This is a genomic window from Shimia sediminis, from assembly GCF_003990645.1.
Lineage (GTDB): Bacteria > Pseudomonadota > Alphaproteobacteria > Rhodobacterales > Rhodobacteraceae > Shimia > Shimia sediminis.
On record NZ_RYZK01000002.1, the window covers coordinates 349,006 to 364,459 of the forward strand.

General features: G+C 60.1%; 18 protein-coding genes. 4 read left to right on the forward strand and 14 right to left on the reverse strand.

The features are described from left to right. Positions 1 to 1,689, forward strand: a complete 1,689-nt coding sequence (locus tag EK369_RS06180) for an acyl-CoA dehydrogenase family protein (RefSeq protein ID WP_127112826.1) — start codon at positions 1 to 3, stop codon at positions 1,687 to 1,689. Positions 1,690 to 1,793: 104 nt separating this feature from the next. Here the strand turns inward: EK369_RS06180 and EK369_RS06185 are convergent, their stop codons facing one another. Next, positions 1,794 to 3,704, reverse strand: coding sequence for a DUF3604 domain-containing protein (locus tag EK369_RS06185; protein WP_235871352.1), 1,911 nt, complete (start codon positions 3,702 to 3,704; stop codon positions 1,794 to 1,796). Positions 3,705 to 3,941: 237 nt separating this feature from the next. On the opposite strand from EK369_RS06185, the gene EK369_RS06190 reads away from it, so the two are divergent. The 3 genes from EK369_RS06190 to EK369_RS06200 all read left to right on the forward strand — a co-directional run bounded on the left by EK369_RS06190 (position 3,942) and on the right by EK369_RS06200 (position 5,375). After that, complete coding sequence (locus tag EK369_RS06190) at positions 3,942 to 4,247, forward strand: hypothetical protein (protein WP_127112827.1); 306 nt, start codon at positions 3,942 to 3,944, stop codon at positions 4,245 to 4,247. A 170-nt stretch (positions 4,248 to 4,417) separates the two neighbouring features. Further along, positions 4,418 to 4,969, forward strand: coding sequence for a TetR/AcrR family transcriptional regulator (locus EK369_RS06195; protein ID WP_127112828.1), 552 nt, complete (start codon positions 4,418 to 4,420; stop codon positions 4,967 to 4,969). A 4-nt stretch (positions 4,970 to 4,973) separates the two neighbouring features. Beyond that, positions 4,974 to 5,375 (forward strand): META domain-containing protein, encoded by a 402-nt coding sequence (locus EK369_RS06200; RefSeq protein WP_127112829.1) that lies wholly within the window; start codon positions 4,974 to 4,976, stop codon positions 5,373 to 5,375. Here the strand turns inward: EK369_RS06200 and recO are convergent. The 13 genes from recO to rpoZ all read right to left on the reverse strand — a co-directional run bounded on the left by recO (position 5,350) and on the right by rpoZ (position 15,411). Further along, on the reverse strand, positions 5,350 to 6,081 hold the full coding sequence (recO, locus tag EK369_RS06205; RefSeq protein ID WP_127113273.1) for a DNA repair protein RecO: 732 nt from the start codon (positions 6,079 to 6,081) through the stop codon (positions 5,350 to 5,352). The two genes, EK369_RS06200 and recO, sit on opposite strands and share 26 nt — an antisense overlap. A 101-nt stretch (positions 6,082 to 6,182) precedes the next feature. Then, the gene (locus tag EK369_RS06210; RefSeq protein ID WP_127112830.1) at positions 6,183 to 6,515 is read right to left on the reverse strand and encodes a DUF1491 family protein; all 333 of its coding nucleotides are present in this window, start codon (positions 6,513 to 6,515) and stop codon (positions 6,183 to 6,185) included. Beyond that, positions 6,512 to 7,420, reverse strand: a complete 909-nt coding sequence (gene era / locus EK369_RS06215) for a GTPase Era (protein WP_127112831.1) — start codon at positions 7,418 to 7,420, stop codon at positions 6,512 to 6,514. The genes EK369_RS06210 and era overlap by 4 nt, the downstream gene beginning before the upstream one ends. Then, on the reverse strand, positions 7,417 to 8,343 hold the full coding sequence (locus EK369_RS06220; protein WP_127112832.1) for a DMT family transporter: 927 nt from the start codon (positions 8,341 to 8,343) through the stop codon (positions 7,417 to 7,419). The genes era and EK369_RS06220 overlap by 4 nt, the downstream gene beginning before the upstream one ends. A gap of 7 nt (positions 8,344 to 8,350) precedes the next feature. Beyond that, the gene (rnc, locus tag EK369_RS06225) at positions 8,351 to 9,031 is read right to left on the reverse strand and encodes a ribonuclease III (RefSeq protein WP_127112833.1); all 681 of its coding nucleotides are present in this window, start codon (positions 9,029 to 9,031) and stop codon (positions 8,351 to 8,353) included. Beyond that, complete coding sequence (gene lepB / locus EK369_RS06230; RefSeq protein ID WP_127112834.1) at positions 9,028 to 9,864, reverse strand: signal peptidase I; 837 nt, start codon at positions 9,862 to 9,864, stop codon at positions 9,028 to 9,030. Before lepB ends, rnc begins: the two co-directional genes overlap by 4 nt. 53 nt (positions 9,865 to 9,917) lie before the next feature. Next, entirely contained in the window at positions 9,918 to 10,343 is a 426-nt protein-coding gene (gene acpS, locus EK369_RS06235; protein ID WP_127112835.1) for a holo-ACP synthase, read from the reverse strand. Further along, positions 10,340 to 10,792 carry a hypothetical protein gene (locus tag EK369_RS06240; protein WP_127112836.1) on the reverse strand — a complete coding sequence of 151 codons (453 nt, stop codon included), beginning with the start codon at positions 10,790 to 10,792 and terminating at the stop codon, positions 10,340 to 10,342. Before EK369_RS06240 ends, acpS begins: the two co-directional genes overlap by 4 nt. Next, positions 10,789 to 11,397 (reverse strand): LysE family translocator, encoded by a 609-nt coding sequence (locus EK369_RS06245; RefSeq protein ID WP_306461206.1) that lies wholly within the window; start codon positions 11,395 to 11,397, stop codon positions 10,789 to 10,791. The genes EK369_RS06240 and EK369_RS06245 overlap by 4 nt, the downstream gene beginning before the upstream one ends. Positions 11,398 to 11,411: 14 nt before the next feature. Next, entirely contained in the window at positions 11,412 to 12,146 is a 735-nt protein-coding gene (locus EK369_RS06250) for a pyridoxine 5'-phosphate synthase (protein WP_127112838.1), read from the reverse strand. A 63-nt stretch (positions 12,147 to 12,209) separates the two neighbouring features. Further along, a complete protein-coding gene (locus EK369_RS06255; RefSeq protein WP_127112839.1) occupies positions 12,210 to 12,875 on the reverse strand; it encodes a DUF2062 domain-containing protein in 666 nt (221 codons plus the stop codon). Between the two features lie 12 nt (positions 12,876 to 12,887). Beyond that, positions 12,888 to 15,029 carry a RelA/SpoT family protein gene (locus EK369_RS06260; protein WP_127112840.1) on the reverse strand — a complete coding sequence of 714 codons (2,142 nt, stop codon included), beginning with the start codon at positions 15,027 to 15,029 and terminating at the stop codon, positions 12,888 to 12,890. 28 nt (positions 15,030 to 15,057) lie between these two features. Continuing rightward, positions 15,058 to 15,411 (reverse strand): DNA-directed RNA polymerase subunit omega, encoded by a 354-nt coding sequence (rpoZ, locus tag EK369_RS06265; protein ID WP_127112841.1) that lies wholly within the window; start codon positions 15,409 to 15,411, stop codon positions 15,058 to 15,060. Between the last annotated feature and the right edge of the window lie 43 nt (positions 15,412 to 15,454).

Sequence of the window (15,454 nt, forward strand, 5' to 3'; positions counted from 1 at the left end):
ATGGCCCACGACGGACAGGACCTGACAATGACACAAACCGTTCTTCTCCCCGACCTGCTGACGCTGACCGGCGCAGCCGTCGGCCCGCTCGAAACGCTTTTGGAAAAAGCCACCCAATCCGTGCGCGACATGGTCAGCGAAGACGGCCGCGTCTCCGGCACCAAGCTGGAACAGAACCAGATGGCCGCCCACGGCCTGTCATGGCTCGCCACCTACGTCGAAGCCCTGCGCCAGATGCAAAACTGGGCCACCCGCCTCAATGACAATGGTCAGTTCGGCGAGATGGAGCAACTGATCCACCAGATCGCGTTCGGCGAATACCTCTGGCAGGTCTACGGCGGCATTCCGATGTCCCAGAACGAAATGATGCGCCTGCAGGACCTCGGCCTGTCACAGGACGACATGCGCGGCCTGATGGAACCGGCTGTCATGACGCTCTCACAGTCGGGCAACACCCAGGCCGCCCGCACCCGCCTTGTGGAACTGATGCAGGACAACGCCGGCCACGCCACATTCGGCACCACCGGTCTGGATGAAGAGCTCGAGATGATCCGCGAGCAGTTCCGCCGCTATGCCGACGAACGTGTCGTGCCCAACGCCCATGAATGGCACCTCAAGGATGACTACATCCCGATGGAGATCCTCGAAGAGCTTGGCGAAATGGGCGTCTTTGGCCTGACCATCCCCGAGGAATACGGCGGGCTTGGCCTGTCCAAGGCTTCCATGGTCGTTGTCTCCGAAGAACTGTCGCGTGGCTATATCGGCGTCGGGTCTCTGGGCACCCGCTCGGAAATCGCCGCCGAACTGATCGAAGGCGGCGGCACCGAGGAGCAGAAAGCCCACTGGCTGCCCAAGATCGCCAGCGCCGAAATCCTGCCGACCGCCGTGTTCACCGAACCCAACACCGGTTCCGACCTCGGCTCTCTGCGCACTCGCGCGGTGAAAAACGCCGATGGCGACTGGGAAGTGACCGGCAACAAGACCTGGATCACCCACGCCGCCCGCACCCATGTGATGACCCTGCTGGCGCGCACCAACCCGGACTCGACCGACCACCGTGGCCTGTCGATGTTCCTGGCCGAGAAAACCCCCGGCGACGATGAAAACCCCTTCCCCACCGAGGGCATGACCGGCGGCGAAATCGAAGTGCTTGGCTATCGCGGCATGAAGGAATTCGAACTGGGCTTTGACGGCTTCAAGGTCAAAGGCGAGAACCTCTTGGGCGGCGTCGAAGGTCAGGGCTTCAAACAGCTGATGAAAACCTTTGAGGCGGCCCGCATCCAAACCGCCGCCCGCGCCATCGGCGTGGCGCAGAACGCGCTTGAGGTCGGCATGCAATACGCCGAGGACCGCAAACAGTTCGGCAAATCCCTCGTCAACTTCCCCCGCGTCTCGGGCAAGCTCGCCATGATGGCGGTCGAGATCATGGTCGCCCGCCAGCTGACCTATTTCAGCGCATGGGAAAAAGACAACGGCCACCGCTGCGACCTCGAGGCCGGTATGGCCAAGCTGCTCGGCGCCCGCATCGCCTGGGCCAGCGCCGACAACGCCCTGCAGATCCACGGCGGCAACGGCTTTGCGCTCGAGTATCAGATCAGCCGTATCCTGTGTGACGCGCGTATCCTCAACATCTTTGAAGGCGCCGCCGAAATTCAGGCGCAAGTGATCGCACGCCGCCTGCTGGGCTAACACGACGCTCGTAGGTCGGACAATCTGTCCGACCTACCCACACACAAACCCCGATGCGCACCGCGTGTCGGGGTTTGTGGTTTTTGGGGACGAAACCCGCGGCTCTATCCCCTTGGGGAATACCAGATTGGCGAGGTATACGCGCGATCCTGCTGCGTGGCTGGCACTCCCTCGGGCAGCTCGACCCCAAAGAATGCGGCGTCATATGTCGTCCACCGGGGTGTCGGGATCTCCAGAACACGCACATAGTAGAAGGCCCGCTCGGCAGGATCAAAGTCGGGATCCTCCCAATGCGCCATAAATTGAACGTCCCCAATGTCATTGGTGTATTTGGCGCTGGCTATGTCGACAGTGTTCCCAACAGGTCCGTCGCAACGCTGCTCAACGATTTTCCGGTCATCCGAGCAGGCAACATCGACAACAACCTCCTGCAATTCACCCGCTGCATCGAGCCACCCTTTGACAACTTGAATACGGTCGAGATTGGCCCCATCCGGATCACGCAACGCGCGGATCATCAGACGCGGCGCTGCACCCTCGGAATGGGCCCGCATATCGCCCCCCATGGGAACGCCTCTTGCATAGCCGTTCTGCGCAAAATCCGGACGCAGCACGTCATCAGCCTCAAAATCCCAACCGGCGAAAACCCGTACCGTGATCCTGCTCCCGGTTGTCGCGTAAGTCTCTTTTTGACGCATGGCGTCGAAAATGCCCTTGCGCGTGTTTTCGCGGGCCCAGACACCCTGCAGGCCAGAGGCGAGCGTTTCAAACTCGTATGTCCCGGTGCCCGTATCCTGCGGATCAGGAACGATCTGGTCGTCAAAGCGGTTGTCCGAAGGCTCCATCAGCGCCACTTTGCCAAAGTTGTTGTCTTCCCGACTGGTCGCCAGCCCTGTGTGACTGTCCGTGGCCCCCACCAGGCCGAAATTAAACGGGTTCACACCAAGATCCTGTTCCAATTGCAGGCCCAGTTTCAAAGCACTTCTTGCGTATTCGTTGGGCAGCATCTCGGGGGTCTTGGCTTCGCCGTTCCAGTTGCCACCATCCCAGGTTCCATAATCGGCAAAGTCATCGTCCGGAGACAGCAGCGGATGCGCCTCGCCGTCGCCCTTCATCTGGGTGACTTCGTAAAGCGGTTCGTACCGCGATCGGCGCTCGGCATAGTCCGCATCCATGGGCTCACCGGACAGGGTCTCGACCGAGAACATCACGCCATTGGATATGTTCCCGTTGTGTGGAATGGCCAACATGCGCCCGCCGGTTTCGGTCTCGTAGGTTTCCATCCAGGACCACAGGTCCTCTGGATCCGCTGAATCCGACGCGCGGAAAGGCAGGTACCGGTTGGCTTTTTCGGCACCATCCCGATAGACGACAACCCGGTGCAAATTGTTCCCTGCAGGCGCAGAGGACCATTCGTAGCCGATAAAAGCAGTAAAGGCCCCGGGATCATTGTACGCATCTGCGTAGGCCGTGATCTCTTCCCAAATTGGGCGGCTGATTTCAGGGTCATCCAAAGGATCCTGACCAAGCACGATGACATTGAGCCCCCAGTTCTCGAACGCCCCGTAAATGTCCCCTTTCTCAAAAAGCTCATAGGTTCTGCGCCCAACCTCGGTCCCGAGCAGCCGCGGGTCAGCGCGTTCAATCATCTGTGCGACCCCAAGACTTTCGGCATGGTCCGCAACGACCAGCCAATCCAATGGCCTGACAAGCCGGGCGCGCACTCCGAAACTGGCGGTCACCTCTTCGCCACGTGCAAAGCGGTAGGCATCCGACGGGTCTAGCCGGGCTCCAACAAGCCCCGCATCCCAAGAGTAAGACGTGTGAAGATGGCTATCGCCCCAAAACACCCGGTTTGGAAAGTCCTGCCCAACAAAGGGAGAGTACTCGCCTTTAGTTGGGGGCAGATTCTCGGAAGACACCGCAAAATCGGTGCCGAGGGCACTGTTTTCCTGGGCCATGACCCCAGCAGTGCACAGAAGTAACATGCCTATCCCAGAAACAACTGTCTTCATCAGAATTCTCCACACGTAAAAAGCGAAAGGTAATAGCGGCGATTCTATCACAACTGTTGGTTCAGGTCTTTGATGTGTATCACGCCGCTTTTTGGGGTAGGTCCGGGCAGGCCGCTCTCTAGAGCCCGGCATGGATCACCTAGCCCGCAGGCCTGCGCGTTTCCCTTTTGTATTTTCAAAACCTCCCCCTATATTTAACCAATACGTTAAACAGTGTGTTAAACAGAAAGGTCCCCCATGCGCAGTATCACGATCACCTATGAGTACTCTGGTCAGGACGCGCCATGGCGCGCCGTGATCGACGCGTTCATTTCCGCCCTCGATTCCGATGACGGGATTCCCGGCACCTTCACCTATCAGGTCGCCGTCGCCGACAATGGCACCACCCGTATCCACTGGGGCCGTTGGGACAGCGCCGAAACCCTCGCCCATGTCCAGGCGCAGGACTATTTCAAAACCTTCGCCGGTGCACTCAAGGGCATGGCGGGCGATAGCCTCTCGCCTACCGGAACCGACGTGGTGACCCGCACGGCAAACTGGTAAGGCTTCGTTAACCGGCGCGGTATCTGGATACCGCAAAAATGTTGTACAACTTGGGCAAACTGCCAAAAAAATGTTGTACAACATGGTCAATTCACCACTTTTTAAGGTTTTCGCTGCGCTGCGGCATCGCGGCGCTTGATTGGAATCGATGTCGGCCCTAACTCTTGGGCATGACCACGACTCGCCTCTCTCCTGACAGCTGGATCGAAGCCGGCTTTGATGCGCTGATCGCGCAAGGACCTTCGGCCCTGAAGGCCGAGGCGCTGGCGCGTGGCCTGAAGACCACCAAAGGGTCTTTCTACTGGCACTTCAAAGACGTCCCCGCCTTTCACCAGGCCATGCTGACCCGCTGGGAAGAGGACAGCCGCAGCCGTTTCCAAAACGCGTTGACGGTTGACAATACGCCGGTGCAACGCCTGCGCCATGTCGCTCAAGTTGTTGAAAAAGAAGAAGACTCTGACAGCAAGCAGGCCCTGGAACCCGCCATTCGCGCCTGGGCGCGTGGCAACACCAAGGTCTCCGAAGCGGTAAAACGCGTCGATTCCCTGCGCATGGACGAGCTCAATCGCCTGCTGGATGAGCTGGGCCTGTCCAACCCGGAACTGTCCCGCATCATCTACGCCGCCAACCTCGGCATGGCCGAATTGTCCGGCCACGACGGGCAGGAAAACGACGAAGCGCTTGGCACTCTGGTCGATCTTGTTCTGGCGCTCTATGCTTAACGTCATGAGATTCTTGGTATTTTCCCTGATCGCAGCGCTCACGCTCGTGGCCTGTAAAAAGGATGAAACCGTGGCAGGCTACGACGGCGGCAAAACCTGGCACCTGACCGAGCTGGACGGCGCCCCCTATGGCGCGCGCGCAACATTGACGTTTGGCGAGGATGGCAAAGTCACGGGCAAGGCGCCGTGCAACACGTATTTTAATTCACAAACAATGCCTTACCCATGGATCGGCTTTGAGGCGATTGGCAGCACACGCATGGCTTGCCCTGATCTTGAACAAGAGACAGCGTTCTTCAACGCCCTGATCGAGATGACCCAGGCCGAGGTATCCGGGGATGTCATGTTGCTGAGCAACGACGCCGGGCGCGAGATGCTGTTCAAGGCCGGGTCAGACGACGGCTGAACAGATCAATCCACCGCCCCCGTGCCTCTGGCAAAGCTCTGTTCCCCAAGGCGGGCGCCAGCCGGTTTTCCATGAAGTATCCCGTTGTTTTCAAAGCTAAAAACACCTCATCATCAGGGGCTTCGCCCTGTCCCTTCAGGCAGGGCGGCAAGGGCAAAAGACGATCCGCCCAGTCACCTGCCCCGGCCTCCGACACCGCCCGACCACTGCGCGGCGAGACATAGATCAACCCGTCCTGTCCGCCCGTCACGGCACAGGACGTCAGGTCCAGACCGAACCCCAACTCTTCCAACAACGCCAGTTCCCAGCGCAGGTACGCCAGGGGCCAGATTTCATTTTGCCCAAGTAAATCAAGCAGTTGCTCGCTACGTTGGTAGAGCGCGGGATGGGCTTCTCTTTCTGGCAGGGCAAATCCCAAGAGCGCGGTCACCGCGTTGAGTCCGGCCAGGGCGAACCGGTCCGACAGCGCCAGCGCGCGGCTGCGCACGGGTTCAACGGCAAAGCTGCCAATGTGCTCTTCGAGCCGCGCACGCCAGGTCACGTCCACTTGCCCCCCAGGCTGCAGGATCGGCGTCATCTTGCGACTGATCCCGCCACGGACAACGCCCGCATGACGGCCGTGCTCAGGCGTGAAAACCTCAAGAATCACAGAGGTTTCCCCATGTTTTCGTGTGCTGAGCACAATGCCCTGATCTCGCCAATCCATGGCGCAGAGACTAGAGGGTTTCTCGTCATTGCCAAGGGCTGCACCTGCGGAAAACATGGATGCCTCCGGCGGGAGTATTTCTGGCAATTCGAAGCCGGGGGTCAGTCAGACAGCCCGGGTTCATCCAGAAGGTGGCGGCCCTGGCGATCCTCGACTTCGATGACCCAAAGGTCGGGATCAAAGCTGCGTTGCTTGGCCAGTGCAGCGTCAACGTCCGGTTCGGCGCCCTCGGCCAGTGTCACCCATGTGCGTTCGCCGCTCATTAGGTCAAAACTGCGTTGAAAAGCAATGGCTTGGCCGTCCAGCGTGGCGAGCTTTACCAACACCGCACCGGCTGTGTCGTCGCCATGGGCCACCACATAGGCCGGAATTCCGGCAAGCTCGAGGCGCGCCATATAGGCCTGCACCCAGAACTTTGCCGTGAGCCGGATCATTTGTTTCCGTCGCGAAAGTCGAGCCCCATTTCCGAGTAGCGCTCTTTTTCTTCCAGCCAGTTGGGACGCACCTTGATCTGGATAAACAGGTGCACACGGCGCCCCAGGAATTCTTCGAGTTCCTCACGCGCCGCCTTGGACACGGCCTTGATCGTCTCGCCCTTGTTGCCCAGAACGATGCCCTTGTGCCCGTCGCGCATAACATAGACCAGCTGGTCGATGCGGGCCGAGCCGTCTTTGCGCTCTTCCCAGTTTTCGGTTTCCACGGTCAGCTGATAAGGCAGCTCCTGATGCAGGCGCAGGGTCAGCTTTTCGCGGGTCATCTCAGCCGCGATCATGCGCATCGGCAGGTCGGCAATCTGGTCTTCGGGGTAGAGCCACGGACCTTCGGGCAGCTCGTCCGCCAACCACTGCTTGAGGTGATCCGCTCCGTGCCCCTTTTCCGCCGAAATCATAAAGGTTTCCACAAACGGAAAGGCGTCATTGAGTTTTTTCGACAGGCCCAAGAGCACTTCGGATTTCACCTTGTCGATCTTGTTGATCGCCAGGGCAATCTTGCGGCCCTTGCCGATGTCTTCCAGCCCTTCAAGGATACGCTCAACGCCCTCGGTCACGCCACGGTGGGCTTCGACCAGCAACACGATGATGTCGGCATCCGCTGCCCCGCCCCAGGCCGCCGCCACCATGGCGCGGTCCAGCCGGCGCCGCGGTCGGAACAGGCCCGGCGTGTCGACAAAGACGATCTGACTGTCACCTTCCAGCGCCACGCCGCGAATGCGCGCGCGGGTGGTTTGCACCTTGTGTGTCACGATGGACACCTTGGCCCCCACCATGCGATTGGTCAGGGTCGATTTTCCTGCGTTTGGCTCTCCGATCAGGGCAACAAATCCGGCGCGGCTGGTCATTGGGTATCCTTTGGCTCTGCAAGCGCTTGCTCTACAGGAGTTTCCGCCTTTGGACCAGACGGGATTTTGCCGCCCGAGCGCATCAGGGCATAAAGCCCGCTCGCCACGATCAGCACAGCCCCGGCAAGCGTCAGCCAGTCGGGGCGCTCGTCAAACCACACCACGGCAAATCCCAGCGCGAACAACAGGCGCGAGTATCGAAACGGCGTGACAACAGCAATGTCACCGGTGCGCATGGCGACGGTCAGCGCATTGTAGGCGACGACCCCAACAAGCGCTGCGACAGCCACTGCGCCCATCGGCTGCCAGCCGGGAAACTGAGTGGGTGTGCCGTAAAAGGGCATCAATACAAGCCCCGCCAGGACCAACACCATGAACCCCAGCGTGCCCAGCTGCCGCCCGGACATGGTCTTGGGGCTGATACTGGTGGCAAGGTCACGTCCGGCAAATCCCAGCGTGGCCAGGACGGCAAAGATCGAAGTGGCCTCAAAGCTTGCAGGCGTTGGGCGCAGGATCAGCAGGACGCCCAGAAATCCAACCGACATGGCGATCCAGCGTCGCGGCCCGACCCGTGCGCCAAGGAACAGAACAGCGCCAAGCGTGACAACAAGCGGCGCGGATTGCAGGATGGCCGAGGTCGAAGACAGTGGCGTGAACGCCAATGCCAGCGCAAAGAACAACCGGCCGCCCAGCTCGAATGCCGATCGCAGAAACATCGGGCCTGTCAGGATCGCCGGGTGAAAGACCGCTTCGCCTGCCTTGACGGACAGCGCGACAAACACCGCCAAGCCGATCGCGCCGAACAGTGTCACTGCCACACTCACCGGCATCGCGGCGGTTGCGGATTTAAAGAACGCATCCTCGATCGCAAAGGCCGCCATGGCCAGAACCATCGCCAGACTGCCACGCAGATTGTCGGACATCAGGGGATCAGCCTTCGAGCCGCGCCAAGAGCGCTTTGGCAGCGGCCTGCTCGGCCTTGCGTTTGGAATTGTCAGTGGCTTCAGCCGCCTCGCCGCTTTCAAGCCGGGCCGCCACGGTAAAGACCGGCGCGTGATCCGGGCCACTGCGAGACATCACATCATAGCTCGGCGGCTTTTGCCCCCGTGCCTGTGCCCATTCCTGCAACGAGGTTTTTGGATCACGCGCATCGGCCTCGACCTGATGCACGCGGTCACCCCAAAGACGCACGACCATCTCTTTGGCCACGTCAAATCCCGCATCGAGATAGACGGCGGCAATCACCGCCTCCATGGCATCGCCCAGCAGCGCCTGCTTGCGACGGCCACCCGACATCATCTCGGAGCGCCCCAGTTTCAGCGCATCGCCCAGGTCAATCTGGCGGGCCACGTCGGCGCAGGCCTCTTTGCGGACCAGGGCATTGAAGCGCGGCGCCAGCTGGCCCTCGGTGGCCTTGCGGTCCTGCGCCAAAAGGGCTTCGGCCATGACCAACCCGAGAACACGGTCGCCCAGAAACTCCAGCCGCTGGTTGTCGTCCCGTGTGGGCGACGACATCGACGAATGCGTCACCGCGCGCAGCAACAGCTCGGGCCGGGAGAACGTGTGCCCAATCCGCGCCTGCAGCGCCTTCAGTTCGGCTGATACCTTCAATTCACCGCCTTAAAGAAGCGATCCCCGCGCCACGTCCAGAAAAAGAACATCGACCGGCCTGCGGACGAGAACATGATGCGATCCGCGCGACCGATCAGGTTTTCGTACGGCACAAAGCCTACCCCGCGCGCCGCACGCGGCACCCGGCTGTCGACCGAGTTGTCGCGGTTGTCACCCATGAAAAAGTAATGCCCCGCCGGCACGGTGAAGACACCGGTGTTGTCCGACCGCTGCGGCCCGATATTCAGGATGCCGTGGCTCACACCGCCCGGCAGTGTCTCGATCTGGCGCGACTTGACGCAAGAGCCGCCAATGCCGACAGGGCCGTTTTCACAGCGCGGGCTCAGGCGCTGTGGTCCCTGCGGTCCGGCAACCTCTTCAAAGACCCCGTCATCCTCCAGCTTTACCGGCTTGCCGTCGATATGCAGCACGCCCGCCTTCATCTGAACGGTTTCCCCCGGCAGCGCAATAAGCCGCTTGATGTAATCCAGCCCCGTCACCGGATGACGGAACACCACCACATCGCCGCGGTCCGGCTCACCCCCCCAGATCCGGTCATTGTCGCCCTTGAGGAACCCGCAGATATCCTCGGCGTCGATATCAATACCAAAACGCGGCATGCGGATCGACGGGCAGGAGGCATAGGAATAGCCATAGGTCATCTTGTTGACGAAGAGGAAATCCCCGATCAGCAGCGTATCCTTCATCGACCCAGACGGGATCCAAAAAGGCTGAAAGAACAGGGTGCGGAACACACCGGCAATCAACAGCGCGTAGACAATGGTTTTGATGGTTTCAACAAAACCGTTTTGTTTCTTGGCTTCGGTCGCCATGTGCTCGGCCTCTTCGGGGTTATTTGGATGCGGGTTACATGCGGTGGTGCCGGTCAGGAGTCAAGCGACGACTCGGCGTCGGCAAGAGGCCGCGCTTCGATCACGACAAAGGCCTGTGCCCAGGGGTGGTCATCCGTCAAAGTGACATGGATGATGGCCTCATGGCCTGCTGGTGTCATCTCTTGCAGGCGTTCCGCCGCCCAGCCCGTCACCTGCATCGTCGGCTGTCCGGATCGCAGATTGCTGACGGCCATGTCTTTCCAGCTGATGCCCATCGCCAATCCTGTGCCCAGCGCCTTGGAGCACGCCTCTTTCGCAGCCCAGCGTTTGGCATAAGTGCCAACGGTGTCGCGCCGCCGCTCGGCCTTGGCCTGTTCGATCTCGGTAAACACGCGATTGCGAAAGCGATCTCCGAACCGGTCCAGCGTGCCCGCGATCCGGTCGATGTTTGCAAGGTCCGTGCCGATGCCGAGGATCATTTCAGCATCACCCCGATATGGCCGGTTGCCTGGTTCACAGAGAACACCAGAACCGCCGGGAAGAAATCCGAGCTATCAGGATCGAACCGGCGGACATTCACACTAAAGACCAGCCCAACAGACGGATCATAGGTCGCCTGCAAGCCGGAGAAATCCACGCCTGAAAATCCAACGCCTTCACTGATCGACACGGTGCGGCACTGACGGTCGCCCAACTCTCCGAAAGGCGGAGACACAACAAGGATGTGATAGGCACCAGCCGCAGGTTCAATCGTGTCCAACAACGCCAGGCGGACATCGCCTTTGGCAAAGGTGCGCGTGTTCTCTTCCCAGGGTTCCACAATGGCGTCTGCCCGCGCCTGCCATTCACAGGGCAACACCTGCTGCGCCAGACCTTGCGACGCCGCCAGCATCAAACCCGCCACCAAAGGGTATGTCACGCGCTTCATTGCAACCTCGCGGTCAGGATCTTGAAGCTGGCAAAGCCGAAGAACCCGGCAAAGCCAAAGTCAAACCAGCGCTGTGCCCGTTGATAGGTGCGCACCATTCTTGCGGATGAAAACAGGAACGCATAGCCGATAAAGATCATGATCGAACCGGCATAGAGCAGCGCAAAGTAGGTGAACAAGGTGGCCGGGGTCGCTGTCGGCGGCGCAATGATCGCGTAAATCGAGCCCCAGCTCAGGATCGCCTTGGGGTTGGTCAGGTGGATCAAGGCCCCTTTGATAAACAACCGCCCATAACTGCCCCGGTGCGGGATACCCATGGTGCCGTTTCCGTCAGATGACAGCGCCCGTTTCAGCGCCTTGAGCGCCAGCCATCCCAAATAGGCCGCACCCGCGTAGCGAATGGTCTCGAACACCCAGGCATTGGCCAGCATGATTGCCGACAGACCCAGCGCCGCCGCGATGCCCCAACTGGCCGACCCGGCCAGAATACCCAGCGAAAACGCCAACGCCGAAGGGCGCCCCGCGCTCATCGCCGTACCGGCTATGCCCATCGTGGCCGGACCAGGCGAGCCGCCCGCCAGCATCCAGGCAAACCAGATGGCCATGAACTCTGGCGTAATCACGCCCGTGCCTCGTCCATCAGGCGGCGCATTTCGCGGATCGCCGGGTCGAGACCGGCAAAGATCGCCTCGCCAATCAGGAAGTGACCAATGTTCAGCTCCATCACCTCGGGCAAGGCCGCAATCGGCTGCACGGTGTCATAGGTCAGTCCGTGTCCTGCATGTACCTCCAACCCCAGCGAATGGGCAAAACTCGCCATCTCACGCAGGCGCGCAAGCTCGGCGTCGCGCTCGTCAAACCGGCCCTCGGCGTGGAAATCGCAATAGGCGCCGGTGTGCAACTCGATCACCTCGGCACCAATCCGGTTAGCCGCCTCGATCTGCCGCTGATCCGCGGCGATAAAGATGGACACCCGGCATCCCACATCGCGCAGCGGCGCGATGAAATGCGCCAGCTTGTTTTCCTCGCGCGACACTTCCAGCCCGCCTTCGGTGGTGCGTTCTTCGCGCTTTTCCGGCACGATGCAGACCGCGTGCGGCTTGTGACGCAAGGCGATCATTAGCATCTCGTCCGTTGCGGCCATCTCAAAGTTCAAAGGCACGGTCAGCGCGTCCATCAACGCATCGATGTCGGCGTCCATGATGTGACGGCGATCTTCACGAAGATGGGCCGTAATGCCATCTGCCCCGGCCTCTTCCGCCATCTTCGCGGCACGCACCGGGTCAGGATAGGCCCCACCACGTGCATTCCGCACAGTGGCCACATGGTCAATATTCACACCAAGACGCAACATCACGATCTCCTGTTCATCCTGAGCTGGACACTAGAGCGCCAAATCCCCCAAGAAAACCCGAAACTACGCGTCCCTGCCGTCTTCCTTGTGCTGCGCTACAAAGCTGCGCGCCTTGGCACGGGCCTTGGCCACTTTCTTGCGAATATGGGCCGCGCGACGTTTCTGATAGGCGCGGATCACCGGCACGCTGAGGTAATAGCAAATCGTTGCGGCAACGATGCCCGGCAACACCCCCCCGACAAGATAGGGAAAGAACACCTCGTCGTAGAAAACTGAAAGCCCGTGCCAGTCCATATCCGCATCGGTAAAAAGCGCGATCAGATTGTGCCAAAGATCAGCACCGGCATTGGCAAACTTGCTGGCAAGCGATTGATGCGCGCCCTCTTCGAATTCTGTCCCCAAAAGGAAATGCCCGGTTTTCAGGGCAATCACCCCGATGGGCAGATAGGTCAAGGGATTGCCAAAGAACGTGCTGAGCAGCGCGGCCAGCAGGTTGCCGTTGATCGTGCGGGCAATGATGGCCGCAATGACAAAATGCAGTCCATAAAACGGAGTGAAGGTCGTGAAAACACCCGCCCAGACACCACGCGCGATGAATTCCGGCGTGCCCGGCAGGCGCCGCAGCCTATGGCGCACATAATGAAACGCCCGGGTCCAACCGCCCTTGGGATAGATTCCATCTGCAACGGCCTGCAGAAAGCTCTTTTTATCCCGACGTTTGAATACCACGTCTGCGGGTCCTCACGGTTGCGGTTTGGCCGATTGCCTGGCTTTTGACGGATCCCGAAGTCTTTCCACCTGCGCCACGTCACTCTCAGCCTGCAACGCCAGCATCAGAGAATGCAGATGCTCGGCGTCTCGTAGTTCGGCATTGATGTGCAGCCGGTAAAAGTCCGGTTTCCTGTCCACGAATTCTAGGTCCGAGATATTGGCCTTATGCTCGCCAATCAATGTGCAAATACGTCCCAGGACGCCCGCATCGTTGCCAATGGTTAACTCCAGCGTTACCCCATAGATAGATTGGTGCTGCCCCGCCTGCCAGTGCAAATCGATCCAGCGCTCGGGCTGATCTTCGTAATTGCTGAGTGCATCGCAATCGATGGCGTGCACCACCACGCCTTCACCGCGATAGGTGATACCGATAATGCGCTCACCTGGCAGGGGTTCACAACAGGGTGCCCGTTGAAAGCGTTGCTCGGGCGAAAGGCCAATCACCGCGCGCTCCGAAGCGATGCCCTCGCTCACGTCCGGGGCCAGGTCAGGATAGACCGCCTGGACAACCTCATGCGCGGTCAACTCGGCACTGCCCATGCGCGCCAAAAGCTCATTGCGGTCCTTGAGCCGCAACTGCGTCGCGGCAAGGTCCAAAACCCGGTCAGTGGCCTTTTTCCCCAGGTTTTCAAACCCCGCGCGCGCCAGTTCCCGTCCCAGACGGATAAACCGGTCGCGGTCCACCTCGCGCAAGGCGCGGCGAATGGCGGACTTTGCCTTGCCGGTGGTCGCAATATCGAGCCATGTGGCCTGGGGCATCTGCCCTTCGGCGGTGATGATCTCAACCGACTGGCCGTTCTTGATGCGGGTCCACAGGGGAACGCGCAGATGGTCCACCTTGGCCCCGACACAGGCGTTGCCGATGCGCGTATGGATGGCATAGGCAAAATCCAGCGGCGTCGCCCCGCGCGGCAGCTTCACGACGTCCCCCTTGGGCGTAAAGCAGAACACCTGGTCCGAATACATCTCGAGCTTGACCGCCTCGAGAAACTCGTCGTGGTCATCCTCGGCGTTGAACTGCTCGGTCAGCGAACTGATCCATTTCACCGGGTCCACCGCAAAGGGGTTTTCCCCGCGCACACCATCCTTGTAGGACCAATGCGCGGCCACGCCGGTTTCGGCCACATCATGCATCTGCTGGGTGCGGATCTGCACCTCAACCCGTTTGCCATCGCGCCCCGACACCGTGGTGTGGATCGAGCGATAACCGTTGGTCTTTGGTTGACTGATGTAGTCCTTGAATCGCCCTGGCACGGCACGCCAACGCTGATGGATCGCACCAAGAACCCGGTAACAGTCGTTTTCATTGGCGGTGATGATACGGAATCCGTAGATGTCAGAGAGGCGGCTAAAGCCCTGTTCCTTTTCCTGCATCTTGCGCCAGATCGAATAGGGCTTCTTGGCGCGTCCCACCACCTTGGCGTCGATCTCCGCCTTTTCCAGCTCGTAGCGCATGTCGTCGGTGATGCGGCCAATCACGTCGCCGGTTTCTTTTTGCAGCGTGATGAACCGCCGCATGATACTGGCCCGGCCCTCGGGGTTCAGCACCTTAAAGGCCAGATCTTCCAGCTCGTCGCGCATCCACTGCATCCCCATGCGGCCAGCAAGGGGGGCGTAGATATCCATGGTCTCGCGCGCTTTGACCTGCTGCTTTTCGGGTCGCATGGCGCGGATCGTACGCATGTTGTGAAGGCGGTCGGCCAGCTTTACCAGAATCACCCGCAGATCCTTGGACATCGCCATGAACAGCTTGCGAAAGTTCTCGGCCTGCTTGGTTTCGGTCGAGCTGAGCTGCAGGTTCGTCAGCTTGGTGACACCGTCCACCAGCATCGCGACCTCGTTGCCGAACATCTCTTCAACCGCGGAATACGAAGCCTTGGTATCCTCAATCGTGTCGTGCAGCAGGGCCGTGATGATCGTGGCGTCATCCAGATGCTGCTCAGCCAGGATCTGCGACACTTCGATCGGGTGGGTAAAGTAGGGTTCACCGGAGTGACGGAACTGACCGTCATGCATGTCGCGCCCAAAGTCATAGGCGCGACGAATCAAATCTGAATTGGATTTGGGATTGTAGGCGCGGATCAGCTCGACAAGATCGTCAGCAGGATACATCTGCGCCCACCTGTTTTCCCCGAGGGTCTCAGCCCTGGCCTTGCGCTTCCATCAGGGCGCGCAGCAGTTTTTCTTCGGACAGATCGTCTTCTGCTGGGGCGTCCGATTCGGCACCCATGAGCAGCGCCATGCGATCTTCTTCCGGCTCGTCGACTTCGATCTGGGTCTGGTTCGACTCGATCAGCCGCTCGCGCAGCTCGTCGGCGGTCTGGGTTTCATCCGCAATCTCGCGCAGGCTGACAACGGGGTTCTTGTCGTTGTCACGCTCAACAGTGATCGGAGCACCTGCCGAAATCTCACGCGCACGGTGCGACGCGAGCATCACCAGCTCAAAGCGGTTGGGAACCTTGTCTACACAATCTTCAACTGTGACGCGGGCCATCGGGCACTCCATTCTGTCAGGATGGGTTCAGAAAGTGCGTATT